The organism is Pseudodesulfovibrio alkaliphilus, assembly GCF_009729555.1.
Lineage (GTDB): Bacteria > Desulfobacterota > Desulfovibrionia > Desulfovibrionales > Desulfovibrionaceae > Pseudodesulfovibrio > Pseudodesulfovibrio alkaliphilus.
Genome location: NZ_WODC01000005.1, coordinates 42,045 through 63,675, shown reverse-complemented (window position 1 = coordinate 63,675; position 21,631 = coordinate 42,045). Strand labels below are relative to the sequence as shown.

General features: G+C 63.7%; 20 protein-coding genes. 5 read left to right on the top strand and 15 right to left on the bottom strand.

What is annotated here, in order from left to right:
- Positions 1-42: 42 nt before the first annotated feature.
- From rpsP to GKC30_RS08760, 5 genes are all read right to left on the bottom strand, one after another.
- Positions 43-282, bottom strand: a complete 240-nt coding sequence (gene rpsP, locus GKC30_RS08780; RefSeq protein ID WP_155934186.1) for a 30S ribosomal protein S16 — start codon at positions 280-282, stop codon at positions 43-45.
- Between the two features lie 92 nt (positions 283-374).
- The gene (gene ffh, locus GKC30_RS08775) at positions 375-1,889 is read right to left on the bottom strand and encodes a signal recognition particle protein (protein WP_155934184.1); all 1,515 of its coding nucleotides are present in this window, start codon (positions 1,887-1,889) and stop codon (positions 375-377) included.
- Positions 1,890-2,477: 588 nt separating this feature from the next.
- The gene (locus tag GKC30_RS08770; protein ID WP_155934182.1) at positions 2,478-3,665 is read right to left on the bottom strand and encodes a cystathionine gamma-synthase family protein; all 1,188 of its coding nucleotides are present in this window, start codon (positions 3,663-3,665) and stop codon (positions 2,478-2,480) included.
- A 1,200-nt stretch (positions 3,666-4,865) separates the two neighbouring features.
- The gene (locus GKC30_RS08765; RefSeq protein ID WP_155934180.1) at positions 4,866-5,201 is read right to left on the bottom strand and encodes a TraR/DksA family transcriptional regulator; all 336 of its coding nucleotides are present in this window, start codon (positions 5,199-5,201) and stop codon (positions 4,866-4,868) included.
- Positions 5,198-6,358, bottom strand: a complete 1,161-nt coding sequence (locus GKC30_RS08760) for a pyridoxal phosphate-dependent aminotransferase (protein ID WP_155934178.1) — start codon at positions 6,356-6,358, stop codon at positions 5,198-5,200. The genes GKC30_RS08765 and GKC30_RS08760 overlap by 4 nt, the downstream gene beginning before the upstream one ends.
- A 248-nt stretch (positions 6,359-6,606) precedes the next feature.
- On the opposite strand from GKC30_RS08760, the gene GKC30_RS08755 reads away from it, so the two are divergent.
- A complete protein-coding gene (locus GKC30_RS08755; RefSeq protein WP_155934159.1) occupies positions 6,607-7,593 on the top strand; it encodes a phosphotransferase enzyme family protein in 987 nt (328 codons plus the stop codon).
- 102 nt (positions 7,594-7,695) lie between these two features.
- Here GKC30_RS08755 and GKC30_RS08750 read toward each other — a convergent pair whose 3' ends face one another.
- The 6 genes from GKC30_RS08750 to ahbB form a co-directional block, all read right to left on the bottom strand.
- Positions 7,696-9,051, bottom strand: a complete 1,356-nt coding sequence (locus GKC30_RS08750; RefSeq protein ID WP_155934157.1) for a midas domain-containing protein — start codon at positions 9,049-9,051, stop codon at positions 7,696-7,698.
- A gap of 74 nt (positions 9,052-9,125) precedes the next feature.
- Positions 9,126-9,533 carry a cytochrome c3 family protein gene (locus tag GKC30_RS08745; RefSeq protein WP_155934155.1) on the bottom strand — a complete coding sequence of 136 codons (408 nt, stop codon included), beginning with the start codon at positions 9,531-9,533 and terminating at the stop codon, positions 9,126-9,128.
- Between the two features lie 227 nt (positions 9,534-9,760).
- Positions 9,761-10,528 carry a precorrin-3B C(17)-methyltransferase gene (cobJ, locus tag GKC30_RS08740; protein WP_155934153.1) on the bottom strand — a complete coding sequence of 256 codons (768 nt, stop codon included), beginning with the start codon at positions 10,526-10,528 and terminating at the stop codon, positions 9,761-9,763.
- Entirely contained in the window at positions 10,522-11,556 is a 1,035-nt protein-coding gene (locus GKC30_RS08735; protein ID WP_155934151.1) for a cobalt-precorrin 5A hydrolase, read from the bottom strand. The genes cobJ and GKC30_RS08735 overlap by 7 nt, the downstream gene beginning before the upstream one ends.
- A gap of 53 nt (positions 11,557-11,609) precedes the next feature.
- Complete coding sequence (gene hemL / locus GKC30_RS08730) at positions 11,610-12,869, bottom strand: glutamate-1-semialdehyde 2,1-aminomutase (protein WP_155934149.1); 1,260 nt, start codon at positions 12,867-12,869, stop codon at positions 11,610-11,612.
- A 9-nt stretch (positions 12,870-12,878) separates the two neighbouring features.
- Positions 12,879-13,355 carry a siroheme decarboxylase subunit beta gene (ahbB, locus tag GKC30_RS08725; protein ID WP_155934147.1) on the bottom strand — a complete coding sequence of 159 codons (477 nt, stop codon included), beginning with the start codon at positions 13,353-13,355 and terminating at the stop codon, positions 12,879-12,881.
- Between the two features lie 127 nt (positions 13,356-13,482).
- Between ahbB and GKC30_RS08720 the strand changes: the two genes are divergently transcribed.
- From GKC30_RS08720 to cbiD, 4 genes are read left to right on the top strand one after another with little or no spacing between them, the layout of a single operon-like run.
- Positions 13,483-14,475 carry an NAD(P)H-dependent glycerol-3-phosphate dehydrogenase gene (locus tag GKC30_RS08720; RefSeq protein WP_155934145.1) on the top strand — a complete coding sequence of 331 codons (993 nt, stop codon included), beginning with the start codon at positions 13,483-13,485 and terminating at the stop codon, positions 14,473-14,475.
- A 28-nt stretch (positions 14,476-14,503) separates the two neighbouring features.
- Positions 14,504-14,797 (top strand): hypothetical protein, encoded by a 294-nt coding sequence (locus GKC30_RS08715; protein ID WP_155934144.1) that lies wholly within the window; start codon positions 14,504-14,506, stop codon positions 14,795-14,797.
- 22 nt (positions 14,798-14,819) lie between these two features.
- On the top strand, positions 14,820-16,331 hold the full coding sequence (locus GKC30_RS08710; protein WP_155934142.1) for an SDR family oxidoreductase: 1,512 nt from the start codon (positions 14,820-14,822) through the stop codon (positions 16,329-16,331).
- The gene (gene cbiD, locus GKC30_RS08705; RefSeq protein ID WP_155934140.1) at positions 16,328-17,419 is read left to right on the top strand and encodes a cobalt-precorrin-5B (C(1))-methyltransferase CbiD; all 1,092 of its coding nucleotides are present in this window, start codon (positions 16,328-16,330) and stop codon (positions 17,417-17,419) included. Before GKC30_RS08710 ends, cbiD begins: the two co-directional genes overlap by 4 nt.
- A gap of 57 nt (positions 17,420-17,476) precedes the next feature.
- Here cbiD and purN read toward each other — a convergent pair whose 3' ends face one another.
- The 4 genes from purN to GKC30_RS08685 all read right to left on the bottom strand — a co-directional run bounded on the left by purN (position 17,477) and on the right by GKC30_RS08685 (position 21,563).
- Positions 17,477-18,181 carry a phosphoribosylglycinamide formyltransferase gene (gene purN / locus GKC30_RS08700; RefSeq protein ID WP_155934138.1) on the bottom strand — a complete coding sequence of 235 codons (705 nt, stop codon included), beginning with the start codon at positions 18,179-18,181 and terminating at the stop codon, positions 17,477-17,479.
- Between the two features lie 203 nt (positions 18,182-18,384).
- Positions 18,385-19,905, bottom strand: a complete 1,521-nt coding sequence (gene cobA, locus GKC30_RS08695; protein ID WP_367614054.1) for a uroporphyrinogen-III C-methyltransferase — start codon at positions 19,903-19,905, stop codon at positions 18,385-18,387.
- A complete protein-coding gene (locus GKC30_RS08690) occupies positions 19,898-20,554 on the bottom strand; it encodes a hypothetical protein (RefSeq protein WP_155934136.1) in 657 nt (218 codons plus the stop codon). The genes cobA and GKC30_RS08690 overlap by 8 nt, the downstream gene beginning before the upstream one ends.
- Positions 20,544-21,563 carry an AAA family ATPase gene (locus tag GKC30_RS08685; RefSeq protein WP_155934134.1) on the bottom strand — a complete coding sequence of 340 codons (1,020 nt, stop codon included), beginning with the start codon at positions 21,561-21,563 and terminating at the stop codon, positions 20,544-20,546. Before GKC30_RS08685 ends, GKC30_RS08690 begins: the two co-directional genes overlap by 11 nt.
- Positions 21,564-21,631 lie beyond the last annotated feature (68 nt).

Here is a 21,631-nt window from a genome sequence, read left to right as displayed (position 1 = left end):
CATGAGCTGCCAAACGGAAAGCCGGACGAGAGAAGCACGGTGCTACTTGCCGGCATTCTTGAGCAGGGAGCGAACGGTATTGCTCGGCTCCGCACCCTGCGCAAGCCACTTCTCGATCTTTTCCATGTCGAGGTTGACCTCGGCGGGCTCGACCATCGGATTGTAGTATCCGAGGTACTCCACGGGGCGTCCGTCGCGGCGCACGGCGCTGTCGAGAGCCACCACGCGGTAGAAGGGACGCTTCTTGGCACCCATCCGGGTCAGTCTGATTTTCATAGCCATGGTACTTATACCCCCAATAGTGTTGTAATACGTTGTTGCCTACATGTTGGCAAGGTGATTATCGGTGGAAAGACAACGTCGTCTTTTTGTCCCTATTTCTTTTTCTTCTTGCGGGCCTGTTTGTTGAGCTTCTTTTTCTTGCGCTCCTTGAGCGTCTTCTTGGAGACGGTGCGCCTGGCAGACTCTTCGCCAGCTCCGCCCATGCCCAGGGCGTCCATGCCGGGCATTCCGCCCAGGGCGCTCATGTCGGGCATGGCGCCGCCGCCCAGGCCGGGCAGCTTGGGCAGGCCAAACTTGCCCTTCTTCTTGCCGCCGCCCATCATGGCCTGCATGACCTTGCTCATCTGCTTGAAATTCTTGATGAGCACATTGACATCGGCCACCTTGACCCCGGAGCCCCTGGCGATGCGCTCCTTGCGGCTCTGGTTGATAAGCGCGGGCTGACGGCGCTCCTGCCGGGTCATGGAAGAGATGATGGCCTCGGTACGGCGCATCTCGTCCTCGGGCAGGGCGTCCTTGCCCAGCTGCTTCATGACGTTGCCCATGCCGGGAATCATCTTGAGCAGCCCCTCCATGCTCCCCAGCTTCTTGAGCTTGCGCATGTGGCCGAGAAAGTCCTCGAAATCGAACTCGGCCTTGGCCATTTTCTCGGCCATGGCCTTGGCCTCGTCCTCGTCGATCTCGGACTGGGCCTTTTCGATGAGGGTCATCATGTCGCCCATGCCGAGGATGCGCGAGGCGATGCGGTCGGGGTGGAAAAGCTCCATGTCCGAGAGTTTCTCGCCCACGCCCACGAACTTGACCGACCTGCCGGTCACGGTCTTGATGGACAGGGCCGCGCCGCCCCTGGCATCGCCGTCCATCTTGGTCAGCACCACGCCGGTAATGCCGAGCTTGTCGTTGAAGGCCTCGGCCACGGTGACGGCGTCCTGGCCGGTCATGGCGTCGGCCACGAACAAAATTTCCTGCGGGGAACACGCCTGCCTGATGTTCCCAAGCTCGTCCATGAGCGTCTCGTCGATGTGCAGCCGACCCGCCGTATCGAAGAGAATCAGGTCGCAGCCGAGTTCCGCGGCCTTGACCATGGCGTCGCGGCAGATGTCCACCGGATTCATGTCCGTGGTGGACGGATACGCGGGCACGTCCAGCTGCCGGGCCAGTGTGTGGAGCTGATCAATGGCGGCCGGGCGGTACACGTCGGCGGGCACGAGATAGGGCTTGCGGCCGTGGTGCTTGCGCAGATACAATGCCAGCTTGCCCGAGGAAGTGGTCTTGCCCGAGCCCTGGAGGCCGACCATCATCAGCTTGAGCGGCTTGGCGGACAGGTCCAGCCCCTGCTGCTCGCCGCCCAAAAGCTCGGTCAGCTCCTCGTTGACGATCTTGACGATCTGCTGGCCCGGATTGAGGCCCTTCATGACCTCTTCGCCCAGGGCGCGTTCCTTCACCTGATCGACGAAGCCCTTGACCACCTTGAAGTTGACATCCGCCTCAAGGAGCGCAAGGCGCACCTCGCGCAGCCCCTCCCTGACGTTGTCCTCGTCAAGTCGTTTCTGGCCCTTGAATTTCTGAAAGGCGTTGCCAAGTCTCTCTTGCAGGCTCTCGAACAAGTGTCCTCTCTCCCGAGTTATCCCCGTTATCCACGCGCAAAGCACCCGTCCAGCGCGGGCAAAGAGGTGGTTTGTTAAGCCAGATACGGCCCGGAGTCAAGCCTTGGCCGCCGAGGCGGCCTGCCTCTTACAGCTTTGAAACAATGTTCGCGCAGGCTGCTCAAAAATGGTGAAATGCTAGGCGCGAAAAAAGGTCAAGGCCGAAGCGTACTCCGGGTACGCGAGGGTTTGATTCGCCCCGTCCTGGGGATCACCCCTTCGGGGCGTCGGCAGGAGCCGACGCCCAAATCCGCTGTCCTGCGGATTTGTGACCTTTTTGAATAAGTTTTCTGTACGGCTCGAAGACTCGCCTACAGTCACTTCGCCTCGGCATAAGTCCTCTGTACGGCTCGAAGACTCGCCTACAGTCACTTCGCATCGGCATAAGTTCTCTGTACGGCTCGAAGACTCGCCTACAGTCACTTCGCATCGGCATAAGTTCTCTGTACGGCTCGAAGACTCGCCTACAGTCACTTCGCCTCGGCATAAGTCCTCTGTACGGCTCGAAGACTCGCCTACAGTCACTTAACGACAGCAGGTCGCCGTTTTTCAACAGCCTGCCAGCGCCTGATCCAGGTCCGCCTTGAGGTCTTCCACGTTTTCAATGCCCACGGAATAGCGGATCAGGCTCTCGGGGATGCCCATGGCCCGACGCTCCTCGGCCGTGCATTCCACATGGCTCGTGGTGGCCGGGATGCCTGCGATGGTCTCCACCGAGCCGAGGTTGGCCGCCCGGCGGGCGAGGCGGAGGCGAGAGAGCACCCGCCCGGCGTCCTCCAGCGTTCCCCCTTTGGTCACAAAGCTGAGTATGCCGCCAAAGCCGCGCATCTGCCTGCGGGCAATGTCGTGTCCGGGATGTGATTCGAGGCCGGGATAAAACACCCGCTCCACGCCGGGATGCGATTCGAGGAACCGGGCGATGGCCAGGGCGTTGGCGTTCTGCCGCTCAATGCGCAGGTGCAGGGTCTTCATGCCCCGCAGCAGCAGGTAGGCCGACATGGGATGCAGCGCCCCGCCCGCTATCTCGCGGTAGGCATATATCTTTCGAATCAGATCCCTGCTTCCCACGGCCACCCCGCCCAGGGCGTCGGCATGGCCGCCCAGGAACTTGGTGGCGCTGTGCAGGGCCAGATCCGCGCCCAGGGCCAGCGGGTTCTGGTTGACTGGCGTGGCAAAGGTGTTGTCCACCATGACCACGGCCCCGGCCTCGCGGCCCGCCCGGGCCAGCCGCTCAAGGTCGAGAATCTTGATGGTCGGGTTGGTGGGCGTCTCCAGGTACAGGACTTGGCATCCCTTGGCCACCTCGGCCTCGATGGCCGCGAAGTCCGTGGTCTCGCACAGGGTCACGCCCACACCCTGGCGGGGCAGGAACTCCGTGAAGAGCCGGTTGGTGCCGCCGTAGGTATCCTTGACCGAGACCACCCTGTCGCCCGAGGCCAGCAGGGCAAAAAGTGCGCCCGAGATGATGCCCATGCCGCTGGCCGCGCTGACAGCTGCCTCGCCGCCCTCCAGCACCCGCGCCTTTTCCTCGAATACCGCCACAGTGGGGTTGGTATTACGGGTGTAGAAATGTCCGGGCCGGTTGCCCAGCGACACCTCCAGCCACTCGTCCAGGTCGTCGTAGGCAAAGGCCACGCTATGCACCACCGGCACCTGGGTGGCCTCGCCCGCAGACACCCTGTCCTCCCCGGCCCACACGGCCCTGGTTTCAAAACCCAAATCTTTGTCCCCGATCATGCGCCCTCCTGAATCGGCTGGTGAGACGACCTGTCCGCACTACCAGACAAGGCTCCGGGCCACAACCGCCAGGAGGTGGGCATGGGCAGACGCATCGCATTCCCTGTTTGCGCCTTGGGGAGCAAGAGGAGCGGCAGAGAGCCATCGCTGTCACTCCTCCAGGTTTTTTGATGCCCTCCCGGCGGGGTTAGGGGGGCCGGGTTCCTTCTTCTATCCAGGCTGGTCACATCATTTTAGACTTCACTTACGGCAGATAGACAATCGGCGGAGCGTCGCAGCGCCAGTTCGTCGGGCCGTGCCTCGGGCGAAACCCGGCGGAAGCGGAGTCTTCGACGCTTCCAACTGTTTCGCCAGCGGGCCGACGTTACTGGAGCGCGGCGCGGGAGACCCGATCACAGTATAAAGAGCGCCTTTTGCTTACTTTTGGGCGCTCCGGTCCAAAAGTAAGTCGACCCGAAGGGACGAAACGCTTCCCAGTAGTCACTTCGGTGACAGAAGGGAGAAGCTGAAGAAAAGAGCCGTCGCTGTCGCTCCTCCAAGTTTGGAATTGCCCTCCCGGCGGGGTTCTTTTTTGGCTGGGCCGCCCCAAAAAAGAACCAAAAAAGCTCGGCTTACGAGCTTGGCCGCCTGCACTCCACGGCCAAGAAGCTGATCCAATCGGCTCCGCTCCCCGAATCAAGTCCTCCGCTTCGCTCCGTCCGTGATTCGGAAAAGCCGCTCCGCTCGATTGGTCAGCTTCTAAGCCTTAGGAGGCTTAAGGGCTGGGGGGTTCGTAAGATGGAAGGGCTGGGGGCACGAGGGGCCGAAAGGGCCTGTGCTCTCCGGGTTCCTTCTTCTATCCAGGCTGGTAACATCATTTTAGACTTCACTTACGGCAGATAGACAATCGGCGGAGCGTCGCAGCGCCAGTTCGTCGGCCCGCGCCTCGGGCGAAACCCGGCGGAAGCGGAGTCTTCGACGCTTCCAACTGTTTCGCCAGCGGGCCGACGTTACTGGGGTGCGGCGCGGGAGACCCGATCACAGAAAAAAAGCGCACTTTTTGGGTACTTTTTGGGGCGCCAGCCAAAAAGTACCTCGGCCCGAAGGGACGAAACGCTTCCCATCAATGCCTTCTGCTGCCAAAGCCCTATTCAAAAGCTGCGACCTTGAGGAAAAAAGAGATTCTTATTAGATGGTTATTGATGCGTTCGCCCTTGCCCCCTACTCCGCACACTCCACGCAGTACTGGGTTTCGGGCATGGCCTTCAGGCGGGCCATGGGAATGGGCTCGTCGCAGACGAGGCACAGGCCGAAGTCCTCGTCCTCGTCCGCTCGGCGCAGGGCATCGGCAAGGCGGGCGAGGCGCACCCTGGCCTTGGAGAGCTGGGCCTCGGCCACGGACTGGTTGACGATGTTGTCCATGCGCGAGACCCGGCCGATGGCGTTGTCCGGGGCCACGGGCTTGACCAGTTCCTCGAGCCGGGGAATCTCCGCCTTGAGGGCGTCCATTTCCTCGCTGGCGAACCGCTTGAATTCCTGTCTTTCCTTCTCTGTCATGATTCGAGCTTCCTTAGCCTGCCCATGGCGTCTTCAAGTATAGGCATCTCCTTGGCAAAGCAGAACCGACCCAGGGTCTGGCCCGCGTCACCTCTAAAAAAGGCCGTGCCCGGAACGCAGGCCACGCCAGTGCGCTCAAGCAGGTGCATGGCCCGGGCCTTGGCCGTGTCGCCGGGCAGGCGCGAGATGTCGGCCAGGGTATAGTAGGCTCCCTGCGGCACATGGGGCACCAGACCGATCTCGCCAAGGGTGGCGCAAAAGAGGTCGCGCTTTTGTTCGTGGTCCTCGGCCACACCCCGGTAATAATCCGGCCCCAGCTCGTCGAGTCCCCGCGCCGCGCCCAGTTGCAGCGGGGCCGGGGCGCAAACATAGACCAGATCGCTGAAATGACCGATGGCCAACGCCCATTCGGGGTCGCAGACGGCGTAACCGATGCGCCAGCCGGTGATGGCAAAGACCTTGGAGAGGCCGGAAATGGTGACGGTCCTCCGGGCCATGCCGGGCAAGGTTGCGGGCGCGATGTGCTCGCGGCCGTCAAAGACGAAGTTTTCGTAAATCTCGTCGGTGAAAACGAAGAGGTCGTGGGCCTGGGCAAAATCGGCCACCAGGGCCAGCTCCTCGCGACTGAAGACCTTGCCCGAGGGATTGGCCGGGGTGTTCAGGATGATGGCCCGGGTGCGCTCCGTGACCACCCGCTCCAGGTCTGCGGCGCAGAACTCCCAGCTCGGCGGGGCCAGGGTCACGAAGACCGGCTTGATGCCCAGGGCGGCCAGGGTCACGATGTGGTATCCGTAGTACGGTTCGAAGACCACCACCTCGTCGCCCTCGTCGAGCAGGGCGAGGCAGGCGGAGTAGAAGGCACCCGTGGCCCCGGCCGAGACCACCACCTGGATCTCGGGGTCGGCCTCAAGGCCGGTATCGCGCTGCTGCCTGGCCGCGATGGCCCGGCGCAGTTCGGCCCGGCCGTCGAAGCGGGTGTAGATATTCTGGCCGCGCTCCATGGCCTCGGCCGCGCCGCGCACCACGGGCTGGGGCACGGGCAGGTCGCACACGCCCTGGGCCAGATTGATGCCGCCGACCCGGGCACACTCTATGGACATGCTCCGAATCTCGGACTGGGCCACCAAAGGCCGCCGCTTGCTCGCTCTCAATGCCATGATTACCCGACTTATTTCTGGGGGTGCGGCTGAAATCAGCCACGGAATTTTCAACATACATGAGTTCAGCTCGAAGGGAAACCCTCATGATCCTGCGCACGTCCCCAAGCGTGACTCCGGGCTGAAGACGACAGGACAAAATGGGGAGAGCCTGGGGAGTGCCATGCGCTGGCGGTCGGGTTGACGCGAGGTCCGGCGGGCCATAAGACAGGGGGCTGACCGTGCCACCCCCCAAAAAGGAGACCCCCATGCCCCGCTCCCTGTCCCCGGCTCCCGACGCGGGACGACTGGCCCTCTGGGGTCTGAGGCCCGGCTGCGACCGGCCCGACATCCCCCTGCAGGGCAGCCCCGAGCGATGCGAGGCCCGAGCCGCCGTGCAGGACTCAACAGGCCGGGTCCTGGTTCTCGAAAGACTCGGCTCAGGCAGTGTTGCGCGGCGCGGACGCATCGGCGCGTTCCTGCTCGGGCTCGCCCAGGACGGGCTGCCGGTCCCAGCCCCGATGGCCGACCCCGATGGCAGAATCCTGATTCAGGACCAGGGTGCCTACTGGCAACTCTCGCCCTTTGTGCCCGGAGACCCCCTCCCCCAGCCGGACTATGTGGACCAGCCCGAGCGGGGCATCCACCTCGGCCGTTTCCTGGCCTCGCTTCGCCGGGCAGGGGCGGGATCACGGGACTTCGACGGCGAACCCGGATTCTCCCTGCCCGGCTACATTAAGACGCTCATGGCGACCATCGCCCAACGCCAGCCGGACCTGCACCGCGAACTGACCCCGATACTGGCAGCCGCGACCCCCCTGGCCGAGGCATGGCCGGACCTTGAAACCGCGCCCTGCCACGGGGACTTCCATCCCGGCAATGTCATCTGGCGCGGAACTGGCGTGGCGGCGGTCATAGACTGGGAGTTCGCCGGGCATCGGCCCGTGCTCTTTGATGCGGCCAACTGCCTTGGCTGTGTGGGCATAGAGGAACCGGCCGCCCTGGTCCGCGGACTGGCCCCGGCCCTGCTGCGCACCCTGCGCGACGAGGCCTGCCTGCCGCCGCGGGCGCTGGCCCTGCTGCCGGAGATGATCCTCGCCCTGCGCATGGCATGGCTATCGGAATGGTTGCGGCGCAACGATCGGGCCATGATCGACCTGGAAGTCCGGTTCATGCGTCTGCTGGCCAACAGCCTCGACACACTGCTTCCGGCCTGGAAAACAATTCTGGAGGCCGGAACCGGCCCGGTTCATTGAGACTGCCGCCGCCGAAAGAAGGCGACATGAAGAAAGGGAAACTCGCAAGACCCGCGGCCTTGCGATAGCGCAGAGGCCGGAAGCCCGCCGCGATAAGGCTGGCTAGTCTTCCAGTTCGCTGGCCAGGGCCGCGATCTCCTCGCGGATGATGCGGGCCGCCTCGGCCGGGAGCAAGCTGGCTATCTCCTGGCGTATGCGGCTCTCCAGCTCGGCCACGCGGGCCTCGAGCCGGGCCACCTTGGCCTGGAGTTCGGGCAGGGACGCCTCGACAGCCTCGGGGCGAACATCGGCCAGCAGCTGGTCCACGTCCACCTCGTCGGACACGTCCACCCCGGCATCGTGCGGCATGGCCTCGCGGGCGAGTTCGTCACCCAGGTCCACGGCCTCCTCTTCCTCGCGGCCAAGGCCCTCGCCGGGCAGTCCGGCTGCCGGAGCCATCTCCCCGGATGCCGCGTCAAGCAGATCCATGTCGGAAATATCGGACTCGGAAAGGGATGCCTCCGCGTCTTCGCCTGTCTCTTCGCCCAAGGCATCGGCCATCACGTCGGACACGTCCACCTCCACATTGTCGAGAAGGCTGTCCATGTCTTCCATATCGTCATCCAGAGTGTCCAGCCCGGTAAGGTCGGCAAGCCCGTCCCCGTCCACCTCGGCAGCGGGCTCGTCCATGATCCGGTCCAGCGCCTCCTCGGGAACGGACTCGCTGCCGGGCACATCCGGGGCCATGCCCTGCGTCTGTTCCATCTCGTCGGCCAGGGCCGCGTCCAGTGCGTCCGGCTCCCTTGCCGGGTCGGCCGGGGGCTCGGCAGGCACAACCTCGTCGAGCAGGAGTATGTCGTCGTCCACATCCCCGCCCGCGTCGTCGACAAAGCCCCCCTCCTCGGAACCGGCGTCGTCCACCTCTTCGGCTTCGGCCAGCAGGGCGTCGAGGTCTTGCAGGTCCTCGCCGGAGTCGTCGATCAGGTCGTCCAGCTCGATAGCCCCCTCGTCATCGCCGGATTCCGGCTCGGGGTCATTGGCTTCGGCGATGTCCTCGAGCAGGGCGGCCATGTCCTGGTCCTCATCCTGGTCCTCATCCTGGTCCTCATCCTGGCCCGCGTCGTCTCCCGCCACATCGTCGAGCAGCAGCACGTCGTCATCGTCGTCGGCCAGATCGTCGAGCAGGAGCAACGCCTCGTCATCCCCGTCCTCAGAGGCAGGGACATCCTCCGGGATATCGACATTGCCGTCGGACTCCACCGTGACATATTCGTCAAGGACGATGGGTTCGCCGTCGTCCTCGTCGCCCGCGGCCTGCTCCTCCTCAAGATCGTCGGAAAAAAGATCCTCCAGCTCCTGCTCGAAATCCGCATCAAGCGAATCCGGGTCCAGCCCCTCGTTCTCGGGCTTGCCGGCGTTCAGCATGTCGTTGACATCAACGCTGTCGTCTTTGTGGGAGGGCGGTGGAGCCGGGGTCATTGATACCTCCGGAAGGCGGGATTTTGAAAAAGGGGAGCTGTCGCGGACAGCTCCCCTTGGGATCGGCCGTCAGACTACTTGTGGCAGTCCTTGCAAGCCACCGGGGGATTCTTCCCGGCCTTCTTCTCGTTCTTGTGGCACTGCAGACAAGAAGCATCGGACTTGCCATGGAAGGCGGCGTAGAAACCTGTCGGGTCCTTCTTGCCATCCTTGCTGAGATCGACCACGGAGTGGCAGCCATCAACGGAACAGCCGGTGATGGAGTCCTTGGAGTCGTTCGTGTGGTGACACACGAAGCAGTCAATGCCGAGGCCTTCGTGGGCCTTGTGCGGGAAGACAACCTCGGTCCGGGTCATCTCAACGCCATCAGGGGCCTTCATGGTCACGGTTTCCGGCACCGCGGCACCGGCGATGACCGCGGGCAGCGCGAAAACGCAAACCAGCGCGGCAACCATGAGACAGATCATCAGAGATTTTTTCATGTACCTACTTCCTCCTGTTGCATGAGTAAGAAACCGTCACACTCTCTACTGTGCGGGATAAATAAGTATCCCCCCCCTGTCAAGCAAGGGGTGCCATCGTAGACGGTTGGGTTTACCTGAAAATCACCTCGAAAGGCAAGGGGTTTCCATCCCGGCGGCACAACAGGGCAAGAGGGATTGCCGGTCAAAGGACCCTTCGCGCCCTCTGCGTCCGGGATTTTCGCGGGTCACTCCCCTCCCTTTTCCCGGCTCATGGCGTATTTGCGATGGTATCCGCGTGGGGTGAGCATACGGCCGCCCGTTGCGCGGGTGGCCGAGTTGCCCACGAGGAGCACGGTCTGCATGTCCACCCCGTCCGTGTCCACCGCGTCAAGGGTGGTCAGAATCACGCTCTGTCCCGGCCGATAGGCCCGGCCCACAACGCCCACCGGGGTTCCCGGGACACGGCTTCGGGCGATGACCGCAAGGGCTCTGGCCAGATGGTCGTCCCGCTTCCTGGAACGGGGGTTGTAGAGGGCGATGACGAAATCCGCCTCGGCGGCCAGCCGAAGGCGCTTCTCGATGACCTCCCACGGGGTAAGCAAGTCGCTTAAGCTGACAGAGGCGAAGTCGTGCATCAGCGGGGCGCCCAGCAGCGCCGCCGCCGCCGCAAAGGCGGGCACTCCAGGGACCACGGCGAAGGGCACAGAATCGAGCAGCCCCTCTGCCTCGAGGATTTCCAGGAGCAGCCCGGCCATGGCGTAGACGCCTGCGTCGCCGCTGCACACCATGACCGTACGCCGCCCGGCGCGGGCCGCCTCCACCGCCGCCCGTGCGCGGTCCACCTCGCCCGTCATGCCGGTGGAGATGACCTCCCTGCCCGCCAGCAACTCGGGCGGCACCAGCTCGATGTATCCCTTGTACCCGGCCACCACATCGGCCCGGGCGATGGCCGTATGGGCCGCCGGGGTCAGCAGGCTCACATCCCCCGGCCCCAGGCTCACGGCTGTCAGCATGATTCGCTCCTTGCCACGGCCAGCGTGACGTTGTCGGTTCGCGTCTTTTCCATGACCAACGGGCCGCCACGGGCCAGCAGGATGGCGGCGGCCTCGGCCACCGAGGCAGTGCCCATGCGCTGGCCCACCCTGGTCGAGGGATTGGGCACGTTCACCGCTGCCAGCCTCCGGGCATCAAAAAATTCAGGCACCACCCCCAGCGCGGCCGCAGCATCGAGCAGACCCGGTTCGTCGGCCTTGGCCCCCACGCTGCCCAAGCCGCCGATGCTCAGAAACGAAAGGTCCGCCGCCCGTAACGACTCGCGGACATGGGCCGAGATGGCCGCTTCTCCCACGCCCCGGCGGCAGCCCACCCCGAGCATGAGCACACGGGGATAGAGGCGTAGCGCCGCCTCGTCCGGGCAATCCCGGCGCCAGGAGACCCAGACGCCCGGCTCGCCGGAGCGCCACCGGGCCGGATCGTCCACCGCGACGAAATGGCTTTGGTTCCCTGTGCGCAGATATCCGCCCGGATCATGCAGTTGGAGTGCCTCGCCGCGCAGCAGGGCCGCGTTGACCGCCTTGACCCGGCCGAGATTGCCGATGGCCATGTTCCGCTGCCGGGCCAGCATGTCCAGCGAGGGCAGCCCGGCACAGTCCGTGGCCGTGGTGATGACCGCCTGACCGCCGCTGATGGCCGCGCAGCGCAGGGCCAGATCATTGGCCCCGCCCAGATGGCCCGAGAGCAGGCTGACCGCAAACCGGCCGTCCTGGTCCAGGCAGACCACGGCCGGGTCCGCGTCCTTGCCCCGCAGATGCGGCGCGATGCAGCGCACCGCTATGCCTGCCGCGGCCACGAACACATGCCCGTCAAAACCGTGAAAATGGCCGCCCACCAGATCCGCAAGGGAGTCGAAAGGCACATCCGTCCCTCGGACCAGACGCGGCGTGGCAAAGAGGACGCCGCCCGTCTCGCGGGCAATGCGCGAGGCCAGGGAATACCCCTGCCCGGTCAGGGCGTAGACGGCTATCTTGATGGGTTCGGGCATGGCCGCTCTCCCTGGCCGCCGCCCGACGAACCGGGGCAGACGGCCATCCCCGGTCAGAAGAGGACCTTGCGGGCCGCGTCCAGGGTCTTCTCGAAATCCTCGTCCGTGTGGGCAAAGGAGGTGAAGGCGCACTCGAATCCGGCGGGAGCGAGATAGACGCCCTGGGCCAGCATCTGCTGCCAGAAGGCGGCATAGGCGGCCGAATCGCATTTGCCTGACTCGATCATGTTGGTCACGGGCCCCTGCGAAAAATAGAGGGTGAAGGCCGAGGCGATGGTATTGAGAAACACGGCCTGGCCCTTGGAGGCCATGATGGCCGCCAATTCCTCGGCCAGGGCGCGGGTACGCGCCTCAAGCCCGGCGTAGTCGCATTCCCCAAGCCGCCTGAGGGTGGCCAGTCCGGCGGCCATGGCCACGGGGTTGCCCGACAGTGTACCGGCCTGGAACACGCCGCCCACCGGGGCCATGTGCTCCATGATCCCCCTGCGGCCCCCATAGCAGCCCACCGGGAACCCGCCCCCTATGATCTTGCCCAGGGTGGTCAGGTCGGGGGTGATGCCGAAACGCTCCTGCGCCCCGCCCCGCGCCAGCCGGAACCCGGTGATGACCTCGTCAAAGATGAGCAGTGCGCCGTGCTCGTCACACAAATCGCGCAACCCCTGGAGAAATCCCTCGGCCGGAAGAATCAGCCCCATGTTGCCCGCGGCAGGCTCCACGATGACGCAGGCGATCTCCTGCCCGCTGGCCTGAAAATGCGCCCGCACGGCCTCAAGGTCGTTGTAGTGCGCCAGCAGGGTGTGGCGGACGATATCCTCGGGGACGCCGGGGGTGCCGGGCACGGTGGCTGCAGCCGAACCGGCGGCGGCCAGGAAGGAGTCGGCGTGGCCGTGGTAGTTGCCGATGAACTTGACGAACTTGCTGCGGCCGGTATAGCCCCGCGCCAGCCGCAGGGCGGACATGGTGGCCTCGGTGCCCGAGGAGACCATACGCATCATCTCCATGGACGGAATGAGACGAGAGATTTCCTCGGCCAGCTCCACCTCGCCCAGGCAGGGGGCGCCGTAGCTGGACCCCTTGTCCACCGCACGATGGGCGGCGTCGGAAACGGCGGGGTCCTGATGGCCGAGGATCATCGGTCCCCAGCTCAGGACGTAATCGATATACTCGCGCCCCTCCACATCCCACATGCGCGCACCCTTGGCGCGATCGATGAAGATGGGCTCGGCGTTGACGTAGCGACAGGCCCTCAGCGGCGAGTTGACCCCGCCGGGCATCAGGGTCTTGGCCTTGGCGTAAAGCGCTTTGGAATCCATGGGCGGCTCCTATTTGAAATAGACCATGGAGGTCTTCTTGAGTTCCTTCAGGGACTTGAGCGTGCAATGATCGTCGATGCCGGTGATTTCGGCCAGTTCGGCCACCACCTCGTCGGTCTGACCGGGCCGCTCGCCGTGGATCATGGTGTAGACGTTGTAGGTCCACTCCGGGTAGGTGCGGCGGATGTAGCAATGGCTGATCTCGGGCCGGGCCGCGAAAAGCTCGCCCACGGCCTCGGTCCGTTCCTCGGGCACTCTCCAGGCGACCATGGCGTTATGGCCGTAACCCGCCTTCTGGTGGCGCAGGGTGGCCCCGAAGCGGCGGATGATCTTGCGCTCCTTGAGGTCGGCGAGCAGGTCGATGACGGTCTGCTCGTCCACTCCCGCCTGCTCGGCGATGCTCAGAAACGGCCTCTCGGTATCCGGCAGGTCCGTGCCCGCCAGGGCCAGGATACGCTCTTGTGTCTCGGTGAATCGTATTGCCATGGCTGTGCTCTATACCCGTCTGCGCCCGAGGATGCAACCGGGGCGTCTTGCGCCCGGCCTCGGGACTTGCCACGGGCGGCAGGCGCACGTATGCTCAAGGGCCATCAAGCAGAAAAGGAGTTTCTCCATGAAGATAGCCGTTCTCGGTGCCGGAGCCTGGGGCACCACCCTGGCCGACATGCTGGCCAAAAACGGGGTGAGCACCACCCTCTGGGCCCGCGAGCCCGATGTGGTGGCCGCCATCCGCGACACCCGTGAAAACAGCACTTTTCTGCCCGGCGTGCGTCTTTGCGACGCCCTGGCCGTGGAATCCGACCCTGAAACGGCCTTTGCCGGGGCCGACTATTTCCTGCTGGTCATCCCCAGCCAGTTCATCCGCCCTGCCCTGGAGGGGTTTCGCGACATCCTGCCCGACAATCCGGTCATGGTCTGCGCTTCCAAGGGCATCGAGCTTTCGACCCTGGCCCCCATGAGCCGGGTGGTGGCCCAGGCGCTGGACGGCAAGCATCCGCGTTACGCCTCCCTCTCCGGCCCCTCCTTCGCCGCCGAGGTCAGCGCGGGCATGCCCACCACCGTGTCGCTGGGCTGCGAGGACCACGAACTGGGCCATGAGCTCCAGTCCGCCTTCTCCACCCCGGCCTTTCGCGTCTACTTCACGCCCGACTATCGCGGCGTGGAGCTGGGCGGCGCGGTCAAGAACGTCATCGCCATCGCCGCGGGCATCTCCGACGGCCTGGGCTTCGGCCACGACGCCAGGGCCGCCCTGATAACCAGGGGACTGGCCGAGATGAGCCGCCTGGGTCAGGCCATGGGCGGGCAGGTGCGTACCTTCATGGGGCTCTCGGGCATGGGCGACCTGGTTTTGACCTGCACCGGCGACCTCTCGCGCAACCGGCAGGTGGGCCTCAAGCTGGGCCAGGGCATGAAGCTCGACGCCATCGTCGGGCAAATGAAAGCCGTGGCCGAGGGCGTCAAGACCACCAAGGCCCTGCACGACCTGGCCCGCAAGCTCGGCGTGGAGCTGCCCATCACCACGCAGGTTCACGCCATCCTCTATGAGGACAAGGACCCGGCCTGCGCTGTCAAGGATCTCATGAGCCGCGAGCTCAAAGATGAGTAATGGACGAATAACCGCCAAAGGAACCCCCATGCGCCGCCCCCCCCTCCTCCCGCGTCTGATGACCGCCCTGGCCGCGATATTGCTCGCCGCCCCGCTCCTGGCGGGCTGCGCCACCCAGTGGCAGAATCCCGACATCAAGGACTCCCACGAGGCCAAGGTGCGCTTTGACCAGGATTCCCGCGCCTGCGACGTGATCGCGGGCGAGCAGTACCCCCTGGACAAGAACCGGCAGTACAAGGTCTACAGCCAGTGCATGAACGACCGGGGCTGGCTGATCCGCGACGGCGAATACCGCTTCAACACCCGCACCCCAAAGGACTAGCGCCGCCCGCCGGAGGCAATTGATGGACACCCGCCCCGTTCTCGTGCTCGGCTCCACCGGCTATGTTGGGGGCAGGCTCGTGCCCCTGCTCCTCGAACGCGGCTTCACGGTCCGCGCCGCCGGGCGCAGCGTGGAGAAAATCCGGGCCCGCCAGTGGGCGGGCAATCCCAATGTCGAGATCGTCCGCGCCGACATGCACGACGCCTGGAGCCTGCGCAAGGCCTGCCGGGGTTGCCGGGCCGCCTTCTACCTCGTCCACTCCATGGCCCAGCCCGGCCGGGACTTCGCCGAGCAGGAGCGCGATGCGGCCTACAACATGGTCAGCGCTGCCCAGGGCTCCGGCCTTGAACGCATCATCTACCTCGGCGGACTGGGCGAGGATCTCGACGATCATCCCTTGTCCAAGCACCTGCGCTCCCGCGCCGAGGTGGGCCGCATTCTCTCTCTGGCCCCCTCTCGGGTGACCATCCTGCGGGCCGCCCAGATTCTCGGCTCGGGCTCGTCCTCCTTCGAGCTGGTCCGCTACCTGGCCGACCGGCTGCCGGTCATGCTCGCCCCCACCTGGGTCAAGACCCGCACCCAGCCCATCTCCATCCGCAACGTCCTGGGCTACCTGGTCGGCTGCCTGGAGAACGACGCCACCGCCGGACTGACGCTCGACATCGGGGGGCCGGACATCCTCTCCTACGCCGAGCTGTTCGATCTCTACGCCGAGGTGGCGGGCATCCCCAGGCGGCGCATCCTGGCCACGCCCTTTCTGTCGCCACGGCTCTCGTCCTTCTGGGTAAGCCTGATCACTCCGGTGCCCATGTCTCTGGCCCGCTCCCTTATCGAGGGCCTGCGCAACGAGGTCGTCTGCCGCGACGACACCATCCGCGAACTGGTGCCCCTGGAGCTGATCTCCTGCCGCGAGGCCATCCGCCGCGCCCTGGACAAGACCGAGCACCAGAAGGTGGAGACCTGCCTCTTCGACGTGGGCAGCGCCTGCCTGCCCGAATGGGCCTCCGGGGATGACCCCTCCTATGCGGGCGGCGCACGCTACGAGATGGGCTACAAGGCCCGGCTTCAGGGCGATCCGGCCAAGGTCTGGGCGCTGGTGGAGCGCATCGGCGGAGAGCAGGGATGGTACTACGGCGACCCGCTGTGGCGGCTGCGCGGCTTCATCGACCGGCTGCTGGCCGGACCCGGCATGTCCCGCGGCCGCCCGCGCCGGGACGAGTGTGTGCGCGTGGGCGATGCGCTGGATTGCTGGCGCGTATTGGCCAGCGACCCGGGCCGCAGGCTGCTCCTGCTGGCCGAAATGCGGCTGCCCGGCGAGGCCCTGCTCGAATTCCGCCTGGACACCCACTGGGAAAACGCGGTGGACATCACCATGACTGCGCGTTTCCTGCCCAAGGGGCTGGCGGGCCTCATCTACTGGTTCGCCATGTACCCCTTTCACGTCCTGCTGTTTCGCAACATGATCGAGAACATCTCGACCCAGGCCGGAACGCACATCTACTCCGGGCCGGAACGCATCGGAAAGGGGAAATGACCGACCGCGGAAACACGGGCCGTCTGCGCACGGGCCGGACCACCGGCACCTGTGCCACGGCCGCGGCCATGGCCGCCGTGGTCTTCCTGCGCACCGGGAAGCTGCCGGACTGCGTCGCTGTTCCGCTGCCGCCGGGCGGCCATCTCGATGTGCCCGTGGCCCGCTGCGAGCCGGAAGGCCACGCGGTGCGCGTCACCGTGATCAAGGACGGCGGCGACGACCCGGATGTAACCCACGGTTGCGACATACAGGCGCTGGTGGAAGTCGCGCCAGACAGATCACGGCACATGACCGTGGAAATTGAGGGCGGCATTGGGGTTGGCGTCGCCACCCTGCCGGGTCTGCCCGTGGCCGTGGGCCGCCCGGCCATCAACCCGGAGCCGCTACGCCAGATCGAGACCGGAGTACGCACCGCCGCGGGGCCTGATTTCGTCGGACGCATTCGGGTGATAATCGAGGTGCCTGACGGCGAGCGGCTGGCGGAAAAGACCATGAACCCGCGCCTGGGCATCAGGGGCGGCATCTCCATCCTCGGCACCCAGGGCGTCGTCAAGCCCTACTCCCACGACTCCTGGAAGGCCACGGTGGCCGAAGGGCTCGATGTTGCCCGCGCCCTGGGCCTCGACCACGCCGTCTTCACCACGGGCCGTCGCTCCGAGCGGCTCTATCTCGAGGCCAATCCCGACACCCAGCCCACGGCCATGATCCAGGCCGCCGACTTTTTCGCCTTCTCCATGGCTGCGGCTACGCAGCGCGGCTTTGTCCGGGTGACGTGGGCGCTCTTCTTCGGCAAGCTGGTCAAGCAGGCCCAGGGGCTGGCCTATACCCATGCCAGGAGCCATCCCGTGGACTTCGCCCTCCTGGCCGCCCACTGTGCCCAGGCGGGCTGCGCCCCGGCCCTTCTGCCCGCCATCCGCGAAGCAAACACCGCCCGGCAGGCCCTCGACCTGCTGCGGCCCGACCCGGCCCTGCCCGCCCTGCTGGCGCGGCTCACGGCCACAGCGGCCCAGGCTGCCCGGACCTTTGGCGGGAACCTTTGCGCGGTAGACCACGCGCTCTTCGACTATAACGGGGAGCGGCTGGCGTAAGCGGGGGCAGCCCTGTCGCCCTTGCAATCCTGTAGCGGAGGATTGCAAGGGTCCGAATCAGAACCCTGCTTCAAGGGGAGGCCAGACCAGGGCCTGGGTGGGGGTGTCGATGTCTGCTTTGGGCTGCTCGGCACGGGGGCGGCCGGAGACGCGAAGCTCCACATGACGCCCGCAGACGGTCAGCCGGTCCTCGGCGACCCACTGGATGGCCTGGGGATAGACGCGGTGTTCGAGCTTGAGGATGCGCGGGCCCAGCGCATCGCCGTCCTCGCCATCCAGGCAGGGCACGGCCGCCTGGATGATCACCGGGCCGTGGTCCATCTTCTCATCCACGAAATGCACGGTGCAGCCAGAGATTTTCACGCCATAGGCAGCGGCGTCGGCCTGGCCGTGGACACCGGGAAAGGCGGGCAGCAGGGCCGGATGGATGTTGACCACCCGGTGCGGGAAGGCCGAAAGGAATACCGGGGTGACAATACGCATGAATCCGGCCATCACCACCAGCCCGCGCCGGTCAACGCCAGCAGCCGCGATGGCCTCGGCCATGGCCGCATCAAAGGTCTCCCGCGAGGGAAAATCGGTATGCGTCAGCACCTTGGTGGGGATGCCGTGCTTCCTGGCCCGCTCAAGCCCGAAAGCGCCGGGCCTGTTGGAAACCACGAGCCTGATCTCGGCATCAAGCACGCCCTCCTCGATGCGGTCGATGATGGATTGCAGGTTGGACCCGCTTCCCGAAACGAGAACGGCTATGGGCAACGGCATGGATTCTCCAGAAAGAAAGCTTGGCGGCTCAGGCCGCGTGACCGGATTCGCCGCATCGGCGGCGCGTTCGCACTCATTGTCCCAATCCGCAGCGTTTTTCAAGGATTCTTTTCATTGCGACGGCCACGGCCACAGCCTTGGGCAAGAAAAATGGGGACCGGCAAAGACCGATCCCCCTTCACCTCGCCCAAGCAACGGCCCGATCATCCCTTGTCCGGTGCCACACTGCCCACCAGGGCGTCCACCAGTCCGGGGATGGTGTAATCCCCGGGCTCGATGGAGGGGGTGAAGCCGAAGCGGGCCAGGGTTGCTGACGTAACCGGCCCGATGGAGGCCAGCCGCACGTCCGGGTAGCGGCGCAGGGTCTCGGCAGGAACCAGTTCGAAGAAGTTCTCCACCGTGCTCGATGAGGTGAAGGTAACGTACTGGATGGCTCCCTTGTCCAGAGCGGCCGTTATTTCCTCGCCGGACTGCTGGACCAGCCGCGTTTCGTACACGGGCAGGACCGTGACCCTGCACCCCGCCTTCTTCAACTCCTCGGGCAGGACCTCGCGGGCCACCCTGGCGCGGGGGATGAGCACGTCCTGCCCCTGGATGCCCAGCGCCAGCAGCCCCTCGACCACGTGCTCGGCCACGTACTTGTCGGGCACAAAGTCCGGGATGATGCCCCGGGCCTTGAGCTCGTCGGCCGTGGCCGGGCCGATGGCCGCGATCTGCATACCGCCGAAGATGCGCGAATCAAGGCCGATGGCCGAAAGCTGCTCCCAGAAGAATTTGACGCCGTTGACCGAGGTGAAGACCACCCACTGATAGCGGGCCAGTTGCAGGATGGCCGTTTCCACCTCGGCGTAGTCATCGAGATGCTCCACGGCGATGGTCGGAAACTCGTACACGCAGGCCCCGTGGCCGCGCAGGATTTCCACCAGCCCGCTGGCCTGCTCGCGGGCACGGGTGACGACCACGCCCTGACCCAGCAGGGGCTTCTTCTCGAACCACCCGAGTTTGTCGTGCAGGGAGCACACTCCGCCCACGATGATGATGGACGGGGCCTTGAACCCGCGCTCGGCTGCGTCAGCGGCCACGTTCTCCAGGGTGGAGACAAAGGACTGCTGGTTGCAGCGCGTACCCCAGCGCACCAGGGCCACCGGGGTGTCGGCGGCCCGGCCGTTGCGCATCAGGTTCTCGGCGATCATGGGCAGGTTGCCCACGCCCATGTAGAAGACCAGGGTGGAGCTGGACTGGCCGTACACGGCCCAGTTATGGCCGGATTCGCCCTTGGTGGGGTCCTCGTGGCCTGTGATGAAACACACGCTGGTGGTATGGTCCCGGTGCGTCACCGGGATGCCCGCATAGGCCGCAGCGGCAACGCCCGCGGTGATGCCCGGCACCACCTCGAAGTCGATGCCCGCCTCCACCAGCTCCTCGGCCTCCTCGCCGCCGCGCCCGAACACGTAGGGGTCGCCGCCCTTGAGCCGACAGATGGTCTTGCCGCTCCTGGCCTTGTCCACGATCAGCTCGTTGATCTTGTCCTGGGGCAGGGTGTGGTCCCCGCCCTTCTTGCCCACATAGAGTATCTCGCAGTCGGGCCTGCACCACTTCAGAAAATCCGCGTTGGCCAGATAATCGTAGATCATCACATCACAGGTCTCGATGATCTCCTTGGCCCGCAGGGTGAGCAGGCCGGGATCGCCCGGACCGGCTCCGACGAGGAAAACGTTAGGCACTTACTGTCTCCACATTGTTTCCATACTTCGAATCAAATTCTGAGCAACTTAACACATGAACAGGAATTACTGTTTTTATTCTTCCGTTGTACTTGCTGATAAACAACTTATCCAATTGTTCTTTGACACCACTCAGATAAGCTGAAAGCGTCGATCCAGGTCCAGCATCATGCAAAAGAACAAAACTTTCACCCAGTTGTCTTTGAACAAAACGCTTCACCAAATCGTCCGCCTCGTGGTGTCGACACATGTCAACGAGAATAGCAGTTTTTGAATCCACATACTTGAATGGCAATGCGTCTGCGCGCAATAACTGCAGAAATCTGCCCATTGCCTTACAATACAAGTCTTCAAGCACATTGGGGTCAGCTCTCAACTGCTCCTCAGTATATCCCTGACGATATCCACGGACGATATCAGAGAATCTACCTGCCAGTCTTTTCATTTCGACAAAAACTAGGGTGTTGTCATTGATTAGCAACAATGCATCACACGATTTAGCCGCCCGAAATTTTCTCTCTTTGTAGCTATCTCCATCAAAGACTCTTATTGAGGACTCGCCGCAAGCTGTCTCAGAGATGTCCCCGAGAGACATCTCATCTAGAACACCTTCCCGCTGCAGATTGGCAAAGACATCTCTAAGAGTCATCTTCCCATGCCTTCAGTGTATCCAACAAAAACATCGGCTTAGCCATCTCCCGAGAAACTATTTCCAACTCCTGGTCTTCGACCAACCGAGAGAAGTTTCCCTCTTTCACCGAGTAGTAATAATTCACCTCTTCTCTCAACTTACGATCAGAAAACAGCTTCAACGCCTTAGACATATAGGGATTATGAGTAGTCACAAGGACTTTCAACCCATAGTCAGCCACCATGTCAACGATAAGTTCAGCGTAGTCGATTTGCCACTTGGGATGAAGATGAACCTCGGGTTCGTCAAGAATCAATATTCGTTCAGATTCAGCAAGTCCCAACTCCATAAACCGCTGGAGAAAACCAAAGCTCTGTATCCCTGTAGCGGTACTGAAAATGGGATAAAATTCATCACCTCTCTGGAACATAGGAGAATTGTTTTCAAACACTATTCTCCCTCCGACTATCTTCTTGATACGCTCCTGCAAATCATCAAGGCGCTCTCCACGGCCAGGCACGCTACCGTTCAGTTTCGAATAAATATCAAACTGCGTAAAAGGATATTGAATCGGAAAATGATCACCAACATCGACAGCTTTTGCACGTTCAGAAGCAATCCCTTGATATGTATTGAACAACTGCCAGACGAGCGGCGTGTCAATAAAGGTTGCATCCTTGATGCCTCCAAGAAATGGATCTGCCGGGCAATCATATGCTGCGATATACCCGTCGTCCGATATTTCGACAGTACAAAATGGTTCAGAGAAAACGCCGCCCTTAAGCTCTATTAAGCCTCGCCGGGAATCTTTGCCAAATACCAAGTTTAATACAGTCCTAAGCGTCTGCTTTCTTGCGATATCTTCATTAGGTTTATTCCGTGCGATCCTGGCCGCTTTAATAAGCGAAAAAAGCAACTTGCCTATCGTGCTTTTCCCGCTGTCGTTCTCACCAGAGACAACAGTCAGCCCATCCAAAACAATACTGGCATCCCGTATTGGCGAAAACCCCTTAATACTAAACTTCATGGCGAACCTCCCTCAGTAGGGGCAGTAACACATGCCAAACATATCATAAACTGTTATCGTAGTGAAAA